At 67.8% G+C, this 10393-nt stretch carries 9 protein-coding genes and 1 pseudogene; 3 read left to right on the plus strand and 7 right to left on the minus strand.

Annotation, left to right across the window (positions count from 1 at the left end; translation table 11 throughout):
• Window positions 1-797: 797 nt before the first annotated feature.
• The gene (locus tag ACIRST_RS21900; protein WP_402803696.1) at window positions 798-950 is read right to left on the minus strand and encodes a hypothetical protein; all 153 of its coding nucleotides are present in this window, start codon (window positions 948-950) and stop codon (window positions 798-800) included.
• Between the two features lie 139 nt (window positions 951-1089).
• Here ACIRST_RS21900 and ACIRST_RS21905 point away from each other — a divergent pair, with 139 nt between their 5' ends.
• Window positions 1090-2238 (plus strand): hypothetical protein, encoded by a 1149-nt coding sequence (locus tag ACIRST_RS21905; protein WP_402803698.1) that lies wholly within the window; start codon window positions 1090-1092, stop codon window positions 2236-2238.
• Window positions 2239-3058: 820 nt separating this feature from the next.
• Window positions 3059-3493: a hypothetical protein gene (locus ACIRST_RS21910; protein WP_402803700.1), complete on the plus strand. Its 435-nt coding sequence runs from the start codon at window positions 3059-3061 to the stop codon at window positions 3491-3493.
• Window positions 3494-4327: 834 nt separating this feature from the next.
• Here ACIRST_RS21910 and ACIRST_RS21915 read toward each other — a convergent pair.
• From ACIRST_RS21915 to fabV, 6 genes and pseudogenes are all read right to left on the minus strand, one after another.
• Window positions 4328-4516, minus strand: a pseudogene (locus tag ACIRST_RS21915) (VOC family protein); the annotation flags it as partial.
• A 63-nt stretch (window positions 4517-4579) separates the two neighbouring features.
• Window positions 4580-5002, minus strand: coding sequence for a hypothetical protein (locus tag ACIRST_RS21920; protein ID WP_402803702.1), 423 nt, complete (start codon window positions 5000-5002; stop codon window positions 4580-4582).
• Between the two features lie 912 nt (window positions 5003-5914).
• Window positions 5915-6334 (minus strand): hypothetical protein, encoded by a 420-nt coding sequence (locus tag ACIRST_RS21925; RefSeq protein ID WP_402803703.1) that lies wholly within the window; start codon window positions 6332-6334, stop codon window positions 5915-5917.
• Between the two features lie 695 nt (window positions 6335-7029).
• The gene (locus ACIRST_RS21930) at window positions 7030-7413 is read right to left on the minus strand and encodes a replication initiation protein, RepL2 (protein WP_402803704.1); all 384 of its coding nucleotides are present in this window, start codon (window positions 7411-7413) and stop codon (window positions 7030-7032) included.
• 18 nt (window positions 7414-7431) lie between these two features.
• The gene (locus tag ACIRST_RS21935; protein ID WP_402803705.1) at window positions 7432-7776 is read right to left on the minus strand and encodes a hypothetical protein; all 345 of its coding nucleotides are present in this window, start codon (window positions 7774-7776) and stop codon (window positions 7432-7434) included.
• Between the two features lie 52 nt (window positions 7777-7828).
• Window positions 7829-9043 (minus strand): enoyl-[acyl-carrier-protein] reductase FabV, encoded by a 1215-nt coding sequence (gene fabV / locus ACIRST_RS21940; protein WP_402803707.1) that lies wholly within the window; start codon window positions 9041-9043, stop codon window positions 7829-7831.
• 415 nt (window positions 9044-9458) lie between these two features.
• On the opposite strand from fabV, the gene ACIRST_RS21945 reads away from it, so the two are divergent.
• The gene (locus ACIRST_RS21945; RefSeq protein WP_402803709.1) at window positions 9459-9668 is read left to right on the plus strand and encodes a hypothetical protein; all 210 of its coding nucleotides are present in this window, start codon (window positions 9459-9461) and stop codon (window positions 9666-9668) included.
• Window positions 9669-10393: the final 725 nt, after the last annotated feature.

Consider the following 10393-nt stretch of genomic DNA (forward strand, 5'->3'; position numbering starts at 1 on the left):
CCGTGGGTGGTTGCCCGAGGCTGCGCCTCGGGGCCCGGCTGCGCCGGGCGGGGTGGCTGGGGCTGATTCGCCTGCGGCGAATTGGTGGGTGTGGGGCGGCCCCTGGCGGGGCCTCAGGTTTTGGGGTGGTTGGCACGGGCCTGCGGCCCGCCTTGAGGGGCCGTTGACGATGTGGCGCGAATTGCCGGTTACACCCCCACCCCTGCGGGGCGGGCCCGTGCCCGGTGGCAGCGTTGACGATGTGGCGCGAACTGCCGGTGAAAGGCCCTCCCCTGACGGGGAGGAGGGTACCCGCGCGGAGCCCGTTGACGATATGGCGTGAATTCCCCGGAACAACACCAAACCCCGGGCCGGGGCGCCCCTGGCGGAGCGTCGGGGCTGCGCCCCGGCGACATCACAGCGGCAGTGCCGGCGCGGCCTGCGGCCGGCCTGAACCGGGACAGAAAGGCCCGGGGCGGGGAGCGGGCACCACAGGGGGCCGGGCCGTACCTGTAGGGGAGCGGTGGCGGCTCCCTACAGCCCCAGGAGCCAGGGGGCCAACCACCACCCAGGCCGGAGCACTGTGGCCTCCGGCCGGACGCGGGAAACCTCCGGGCCTCCCGCACCCCAGGGCACCACCGTCATGAAAAACGGGTGACACCGACTGATCCCCCGGTGTCAGCAAACCTAAGATTCTCAAGGCTCTGCGAGCCCGAACTCCATCAGAAGTCCGGTAGGGCGACTCGATAGGACCGGTGGTCAGAGCCTATCGATTCCCCAGAGATGAGACCCCTGGAGGAAGAGGCTCGATTACCTTCTTACATGAGCTGTCGCACTGCCCCCATCAGGATTTCCCCAATCGGCTTAGCCAATCCGGAGATCAGAGCCGGGATGACATATTGCAGAACCAGTTCCTGCGTCTTCCGCTGGCGGGCATCCTTCAGCGGGACATAAGGCTTCTTCTTCGGCATGACTCTACCGTGGCATCCAGGATCGGAAGCAGTCGTAAAGCATGCACTTCACTCCGAACTTCGGCAGTATCTGACAAACCCTTGCATCGCCGGACTGCCGACTTTACGATTCCCGACAGTTTCTTACAGGGAGGGAACAGTGAGCGGTACCGCACTCGGCCAGCTGCAAGAGCGTCTGCGACGTGCACATCTGGAGGCGGGGGAGATCAGCACCCGAAAGATCGCTAAGCGGTCGCACGGGGCGGTCAGCCACACCACGGCCAGCCAGGTGCTGCGTGGTGGAGACACGGTCCCCTCATGGCGGTCCCTGGAAGCAGTGGTGGCAGCCATTGGAGCAGACCTGGGCGAGTTCAAATCCCTGTGGATGAGGGCGCGAAACGAAGCTAACAGCACCGGCAAGGACGCTGAGGGCGCTTGGGTCACGCGCCATGAGCCCCTTCCGCCGCATCTCGCCGGAGTACTCAACCTGGCTCGGCATTATCGGGAAGAAAAAGAAGCACAGAAAAGCTTCGACACGCTCACCTCCTCCATCGGGGAACACCCCCACTACAACATCGAACAATTCGTCGAACTCCATAGGTACCACTACGACAAGCGGGCAGAAATCAATTCCCGCTATGGCGAAATTATGGATTGGTTCGTCGAACACGGAGATCTAACGGATATTTTCCGCGCCGACACGGCTGCCGACTTTGCCGAAACGTGCCTCATTAAGGGGGCGCCTCATAGGGCACTGCAATTCATCCACAAGGCTCTCAGTCTAAGTCCGCTCAACGCCCGCCATATGGAGACGCATGGGGAGACTCTGTTGGCCCTAGGGAGGTACGAAGAAGCGGAAGAGGTTCTCCTAAAATCCCACGACATTAATCCGGGCCTCTTTATTTGTCGACATTCCCCCTTGGGAGTCGCGCTAAAACTCCGCGGAAAGTTCGAGAAACTAGAGAGTATCGTATTCTCTGCCATCGCAGCTGACGAGGAAGATAGGGATGCCCGCCTGTCGGACTACGTGCACGTGCTCGTCCTGCGCGGGAAGTTCGCAGAAGCCGAGAAAATCCAGCGTGATCTACTGAAAATCAGTGGTGGTGAGGAGGACCTCGTCCAGCTAGTCGAGATCCTGTCTTCCCAAGGCCGACAGGACGAGGCCATTGAGGAGCTAAAGGGACACGCGAAATACGAGACCAGCCAAGCGCTTCAAACGGTTCATGCGAATCTGCTGCTCGATAACCCCCAGACCCGGGAGGCCGGCATCCGTATGCTGGCCGCCCAGAACCTGGTGTCCAAGACCTGATTGAGACATCGTCACTCCGGCCGCTCGGGTAGCGCACTCGGTTTCCGATCGCAGCGAGGTATGGGGCGGTGAGACAGAGGCCTGGCGGCCCTCAAGGGACGGGGTACGACCGCTGGAGCAGCGACTACGGCAGAGCATGCCGCATCGGGGCACGGCGGCCTACGGCCACGGGCAGGATCGGCCCAGCCGCCCCCGACTGGCCAGCCCGACGGAAACGGCGGCGGACCCGGACAGCGGCACCGAGCAGGACACCAACGAGCAGGCCGTCAGCGAGCGGTCCCCGGACAGACCGCTGACGTCCCTCCTGGCAGGATCCCAAACCCGGTGCGCGTCACACCCGCGTGACGCGCACCACCCCACGCCCCACCAAAACCCCGCCGATAACACGCCGCTAAAACACGCCGGAACCCCGAAGGAAAAGCCTCAGGGAACACCCGGAAATCCCTTGCCTCTGATGCCTCACTCCGATCCCGTGGCATGCCCACGGCAAACACGCACAGCAACCGAAACCAGCCCCACCACCCCAACCAAACATGGGGGCGCAGCCACCACAGGACCGCCCCCGCATTGGTCCAACCAAATCCGGCTAAAACCCCCAAAACAGCTAAACCACCAACCCATCTGGTCAACAGGTCACACTCCAGCAGAGCCTCATGTCGGCCGAAAGCGGTCATATCCTTCGAGGACGGGCGACAGATGCGGTTGGTGCGGGGACGTCCTGCCGAGCGGGCAGAGCCGCCGGCACTGCCCACGCCCACGCACCTGCCGCCAAGCTGCCTACCGGGCCCGCAGACGGGCCGAGGCCGCGATCCCCGCCCGGGTGGCACTGCTCCAGATCAGCCAGGAACTCCAGGCACACACGCTGGCCCTGGACGAACTGATCGCCGAGGCGCTGCACGCGCAGCAAGGGCTGCCCGGCGCCCACTGCACCGTCGCGGCCGACTTCCAGCGACTGACCCGCGAGCTGGTCCGCTGCGCGGTGATCGCCGACCGCGAGGCCGGCGCGACCTGGGCCACGATCGGCGAGGCGCTCGGACTCAGCGCGGACGCCGCCCGCGCCCGTTACGGCAAAGTCCGCCTCCTGTGGCCCCACCCCCAAAGCCCGCCTGACCGCCACCGCTGCCCGCCCCAACCACCCGAGCGGCCGGCACCAGCCGGACGCGAGAACAAGAGCACAGCGCAGCGCCCGGCCACACCGACCAACGCCCCAACCCACCCACCACAACCACCACCAGCAAGGGGCCCAGGAAGGTAAGTCGGAGTGGTGAGTTCGGCCCGTCACCCCCGATGAGCAGCACAAACAGGCGGCAAGCGGAGACGGCGGCCGGTGGCCGAACCGCACCGCGAACCGAACCCCGAACCGGCCCGCGTACCGAACCACGAGCCGACCCCCCCGCCGAACAGCCCGGGCCCCGTGCGCGGGCAACCAGTCGACGGGGATAAACCGGCGTCACATCCGGCGGTGGCGTCCGGTGGGCCGGGCCGGGCCAGCCCAGCGAGCAGGCGCGCACTCCGCACAGCCGAGAGGACCGGCGCCCAGCCGGGGACCACGAAGGCCGCCAGGCCACCGGGCAGGGCCCGCCAGCCAGCGCCGCAGGCCACCCCGACCCGGCAGCGCACCACCACCCCACCCCCACCACCAGGAGGACAGGGGCGCGCAGAGAGGGTTGTCAGAATTACCGGCCACCTTGGTTGGCCCTGTGAGCTGCACAGATGCCACCCCGCGCCCGGGCCGGGGGTGCCGGCATCAGGAGCCGCATCAGGAGCTACACCGGGAGCTGCATCAGGAGGCCCGGGAAGGGCCCTTCCCGGGCCTCCCTGGGCCGGACCGCATCTGTGGGGGCCGGACGGTGCGTCAGGGCGCGGTGGCCGCCGTCAGGGCCGTTCGCGGGGAGCCTCGGTCGGCCAAGGGGGGCGGTGCCGGATCCGGTCGACGTCGACAGTCCAGCCGGGCCGGGCAGGCCTGGCGGAGGATCGCCGCGGTCCCGGCCCGGCCGGGCCCGGGGGCGGGCGTCCGGTGTTCGCCGGGCGCTCACCAACCATCACGGCCCCGCAGGGCACAGGCCCCTGCCGGCCGGACCGTCACCCACCCGGCAACCGGCTTGTCGTTGAGGGTGCAGACCACGTAGCCGCCGAATTCCGCAGGGCTGATCTCGCCCTGCCAGCCGAACAGGTCCCGATAGAGGTTCAGCGCGGCCTGCTGGTCCCTGACCGTCAGCTCCACCCAGCACGGAGTGCCGGGGGCATGCGCAGCATGGGTTCCCTGACGTGGAGGGATCTCCTGTGGCTCCTTGGGAGCCCCGCCGCCATCTGCTGGATCCGCCATCGAGAGTCCCACCCCTCACCGTGCGCCGATGGATGCCGCGACCACGAAGGCGGCTTCGAAAGACAGTAGGACCACACCGGCGAAGAACACCCACGCGCGCCTTGCGATCGCCTCGGAATTCTTCTCCACAGCTCCGGCCATTCCCTTTGCCGCAGCCCATACGATCCTGTGTTCATAATCCTGAGCAGCCATGATCAGCATTGGATCCGGACCGAAATTCCACTTCTTGGCCGGCGAAAGGATATATGACACACACAGAAGGATGAGGAAGACGAATGCAATGACAACGATCGCAAACCAGAGCGGCAGTGGGTGGTCCTTGGCTCCAAACCCAAAGAAAGAGGAGAACGTTCCCACCAGGGCCGAGATCGTAATCAGCCCCATCGCGCGATTCTTCAAATTGGTCATCGTGACGTCTTGCTGGGAGAGCGCCAGCACCGCAGCGTCGTAGGCGATCTTGTACTTTCCAGGAGACCCACGGCAGCTTCTGAGTCTTCCGCCGCGGGCGGCTCGGCCGGGAACTGGCCGAAGTAATGCGGAAAAAGCGTCGCCCCGATGCGCTCCACGAGGTTTGTTCCCCTCCGCGGGGTGAGGGGTGCAGGTTCTTCGAGAGGCGCCGGGGGCTTGCTGTCAGGCGCCTTGGCTGGCAGGGGCGCTGGCGGATTGGACTTCCAGCGCGACTTCCCACGTGCCACTGTGCCATCACTCCCACGGTGCCTTGCAGATCCCGAGCCGCCAGCTGAGCCCAGATAGGTCCAGTCGGAGACTGGAGACTTCCCCCTCCATAAGGCGCAAGTCGCCGGAGGGCCACCAATCACACTGTTGCTACACAAGCCTTCGCCTGAGCAGCCGGACAGGTTTGGGCGGGAGTCGTGACTGTGAGTATTCGGGTTGGCCGGTTGAGCGACGCCCGGCAGGGTTAGCGCATGACACGCGACGATCTCTCCGTGAGGCTCGCAGAGCAGACGCCAGCGTGCGGCCCCGCACGCGAGGCCTGCTCTCGGAGGCGCCTTCGACATCTGGGACGGCTCGGTCCCAGATGTCACCGACCCTTCCGCACCTACCCGACCCGGCTCCGGCTCGGGTAGAAACGCGGGCAGACGATACTCGGCCTCCCGGAGACCGTTGTGGTCCTCAAACGCACAGGCGACGAACTCCTGCGTATCGGCCGGATCGACACGACAGATCGGGCATGGACGTTCATGCTCTTTCTCAACTCCGCAGCCACCGCAGTGCTGGCCTGCGCCGTCGCGCGGCACGAGACGGGCTAACACGACGGTCAAATGGCCAACTCGACCGCTCACTGGCCAACTGAAGCGCTCAGTCACAGGCGGGGATCGGTGGGCGCTGCTATTCGGGGATCCAGGCGCGCACTTCCAGGTACTGAATGTCCGCGTCCTCGACGGCGCGGCCGCTCTCCACCAGCCAGGCCCTCATCGCCTCGGTGACGTCGCCGTGGTGCTCGGCGACCCGCAGGGACCACTCGGCGGCGTCGAACCCGCCAGTGCTCGCGGAGCCGTAGGTGCGTTCCTCGGTGCCGTCCGCGCGGGGGACGAACCCGCGGCGCAAGCCGCCGGAGTCCTGCATCGAGCCCGCGGAGTAGACGTACTGGTCGGCGCGCATCCGCACCGTGAAGGCGAGGCGCCCGCCGGCCTGGCCGGTGGAGCGCACGACCGGAGCGAGGTGCGAGGCGCCGGACTTGATGGCCTGGCGCCCGGCGCGGCCGGCCATCGACCCGCCCTCCTCGCCGACCACGTCCTTGCCCCGCACCCTCGCCGCTGCCCGGTCCGGGTACGGCGCCGCTCCACGTTCTCCTGGGCGACGGCGCCGAGCGCCTCGGGACCCCGCTCGCCACCGCGCACCGCCCGCACCACCTGCCGCAGCGCGTTCACGAACGCCGCGCCCTTGCCCTTCGTGAAGAACTGCGACACCAGCGAAGCATCACAGCCCAGCATCCTGGCGACCTGCCGCTTGGTGAAGCCCTCGTCGATCAGCTCCTGCGTCAGGCGGGCCGCCTCGTTCGGCCGGTTCGGATCGGCCGAGCTCCCCGGCCCGCACCCTTCACCCCGGCACCGGACCGGCGCCGCGCGGGCGGCCACTTCAGCGCGTTCACCGCGTGCGTGGGCCCGGCCAGCAGGTCCACCGCCGCCATCCCCCAGTGCCGCGCCAGCGAGTCCACCTCATCGAGCGACCACGGCTGCGCACCGGACTGACGGCGGGACACCTTGTCCTATCCGTGAGAAATGGAGAAATCCCATGAATCGGGGATTCGTTCACCGGATCGGATGGCAGTCGCACCTGTTTCCGTGCGGCCTGCGAGACGTGAGGGGGTGCAAGGTTAGAGGCACAGGGGGGGGGAGACTGAGAGTCCCCCTCCCACCGGGGGCTTGGACTTCCCCCGCGAGCGCTCGGGCCCCGGTCACCATCACGGTGATCCGGGGCCCGACCCGTTCCTCAAACCGGCCTCAAAACGGCATTTCTCGCAGCGCATCCGAGTTGGACACGACGATCTCCGGCAGGACCGCCAGGCGATCCGCCGTCTCAGCCGGCGGGCGGAGCCGGACGACTTTGGAGCGGCGTCCGAGGGCCTGGTCGGTGGGGCGGTAGTAGCGGATGTTGTTGAAGCGGTCGTACTCCTCCAGCCAGTCGGCTTCGACGAGTTCCTTGCGGATGCGGGAGAAGAAGGTGGGGGCCCAGCCCATCTCCGCCGCCAGGGCCTGGCCGGTCTGCTGCGTGCCCGTCTTGCCGGCGGGCAGGGCGGCGTAGTGGACCAGGAGCAGCCGCTGGTTGGCGGTCAGGTCCTTGGTGCGGCCGATGAGGGCACGCACGTCGTTGTGGGTGTCGCTCACGGTTGCATTCTCCTCGGCTCAGGCGCTGCGGGTGGTGCGGGCTTTGCGGGCAGCGGAGTGGATGTGGGTGAGGAAGTTCGCGGACTCGACCTGGTCGTCCTCGGCGGGGGTGACGAGTAGGTAGGCCTCGGGTTCCTGGGTCAGGCCCTTGATGTGGGGCAGGTTCCAGCCCTTGAGTGCTTCGCGGTGTTCGTAGCCGGAGCCGCGGAAGACGAGGCAGGGCGTGATCTCGTAGAAGGGGCTGCGTCCGATACTTCCGGACTTGCGCAGCAGACGGTCCTTGACCAGCTTGCGGGTCATCCGGGTGAGCGCGTCCGGGGAGAAGCCGAGTACCTTGCCGATGTCTGCGACGGTGCGGTTCACCAAGTCGGGCCTGAGGAGGGGGCCTTCACAATGCCCCCCTTCCGGATGTGGGTCAGAGGGTGTGGTCGGGCCAGGGGACGTCGGTGGCGACAGGTGCTGTGTAGTCGATGCCGGGCACGGAGAATCCGTAGAGGCGTCGGACCTCAGCGTGGAACCAGTCAAGGTCGGCCAGCTCGGCGATAGTCGCCGTGCTGGCGGACTCCCAGCGTTCGGCAACGGCTGTCTGGACGGCGTCAGTCATTTCGAAGGTGTCCAGACGAATACGGCCCTCGTCGTCCAGGACGAGCGGAGCGGCACCGGTGAGCTGGTCCCACAGGGCGGCGAGCTGCCGGATCGGCGGGACGAGGTCGTCTCCGAGGACGCCGCGCAGCAGGCCGGTGTACAGGGCGATGCCGGGGATGGCGGTGGAGGACTGGGTGACGGCGGCGCCGTTGACAGAGGTCACGGCCCGCCCGCCCACCATCGTGTCGAGCCGCTCGTTCAGGGTGCGGGCGGTGGCCTCCAGGTGGGTCTTGGCCGCGCCGATGGTGCCCTGTCGGTAGATCGCCGCTGTCAGTGACGAGCCGATGTAGGACAGTGCGGCGGTGGCGAACTTGTCGGCGAGCAGTCCCCGCCCGGCGAGGTGGTCGATCCAGCGTTCCCAGTCCGCGCCGCCCATCACAGCCACGGTCTGCTCCACGTCGTCGCCCTCGGCCGGCTCGGTCTCGACCTCGCGGACCTCGGGAACACCCTCGTCGTCGAAGACAAGGGTCTTGGTGCGGTTGGCCTGACCGATCGGCTTGAGGGCCGAGGCGTAGGTGGTGCCGGTGTCGGGGTCGGTACGCCGGGGTGCGGCCACCGAGTAGATCAGGTAGTCCAGCCGGCCGCCGAAACGCCGCTCGATCAGGTCGGAGACCTGATCCTTCATCGAGTCTGAGAACGCGTCGCCGTTGAGGAAGACCAGGTCCCGCCCGGCGGTGCGGGCGATCTCAGCGGTGGCGGCGGTGCGGTACCAGCCAGCCGTCGCGGTACGCCGCACAGTTGGGGCCTTCTCGAAGGACACACCGATACCGCGGATACCGGCGCGCTTGAGTCCGGCAAGCGTGGCCGCGAGACCATATCCGGCGGACGAGCCGATGACCAGCGCGACCGGCCCGTCGCCCTCCGGCACGCCGTCAGGGGTGGGGCATGCCTGCCACATGTCGGCCACCAGGTGCGCGCACCCGGCCGGGTGGGAGTCGAGGAAGAGGAAACCTCGGTTGCGGGGAGTGAGAACGCGCTCGTTCACGATGGCAGTCCTTGGATCGGCCCGGGCAGGGACGCGGCGGCCAGCCGGGCCGCCGCACCCTGCAAGTCTGTGCCAGCACGCACGCAGGCAGGGCCCTGCCAGGAACAATGATCACGAGCCCGTCTTGGAGTGTTTCGCCACTTCCAGCCGAGCGAGACGCGGTCGCGACGTGCTCGGCATTGCCGTGCAGCGCGTCACGCGGACTCTGCCCTGATCCACATCTGGCCGAACGATCCGCCGGTCCGGCCTCAGCACAGCCTGTCGCCCGGGAGGAGGAGGCTGGTGAGTTCGGCATTCCCCTCCGGGGACGGCTTGAAGTACCGGCGAACGCCGACGACTTCGAGGCCGACTTCTCCGCCCTGATCGCCGTACCCTCCAGGACCTCACCGGCGACGAACGCCACGGCCTGCGCGCCGTGTCGCTGCTCGATGCCTTCGACCTCCCCCTCGCCACCGCCGCCGCCGGCATGAACCACGACGCGCCCGCCCTGCGCCTGCTGAAGCGGCCCTTCGTACACAAGCGCTCGAACGTCGCCCCCTCGACGTCGGCTTCAGCCTCGCCGGCCTCGCGCTGGTCACCAGCGCCCCCGACCAGCGCGAACGGGCCAGCCGCCTCCTCGACCTGATTCTGGGCGGGCAGTAGCGCCAGGCGCAGCAGGGTGATCGCGTCGTCGGGGTTCGTGGGCGGCAGCACGGATCGAGACCCGGGCATTGTCACCGTCGAAGGCGTCCAAGCCGATCCGGCTCGGGAGCCGGCCACCGTACTGATGGGCTTGGACGCCCAGGTAGTGGGGCCGGGTGAGGGTCGGGCGAGATGTGCCAGGCCGTCGCCGGTGTGGGACGGGCCGGCTTTCTGTCCGGCCGTAGGGCTCTTCCCTCGGGGGGCGATGCCCTGCGCTGCTGGGAGGCGTGGTTGTGCTGGGGCACGCGAGGTACGCGAGGCATGGCCGGGTGGGCGGGCAAGCCGGGGCTTTCCCGGCCCGTGGGCAGCCTGTGGCCTGGGCTTTTCGGGTGCCGGGCAAGCCTGTGGGCATGTCGACGTGAGGAGGGTTCGTGGCATCGGTCTGGAAGGAGAGGTGCCATGACCGCTCCGTCTTTCCCCTCGGGGTCTTCGCGGACGGGCCTGTGCCTCTTTCTTGAACGGCCGTTGTGCGGTGAAGCTGTCCGGGCGGGCAGGGCTCTTCGCGGGGTGCCGGCGAAGCTGCCCGGGTTCCGGGCTGCGGCCCCAAACCGAAAGTGCGGCCCGGACGGTCGAACCGTCCGGGCCGCACATGATTGTTGAATTCAGACAGTGGCACCAGAGGGGTGATAAGGCAAATGAAACCCCACTCACCCCCGCGCGACAGCGCGG

It is taken from the genome of Kitasatospora sp. NPDC101447 (genome assembly GCF_044767225.1).
In the GTDB taxonomy this organism is placed as follows: Bacteria; Actinomycetota; Actinomycetes; order Streptomycetales; family Streptomycetaceae; genus Kitasatospora.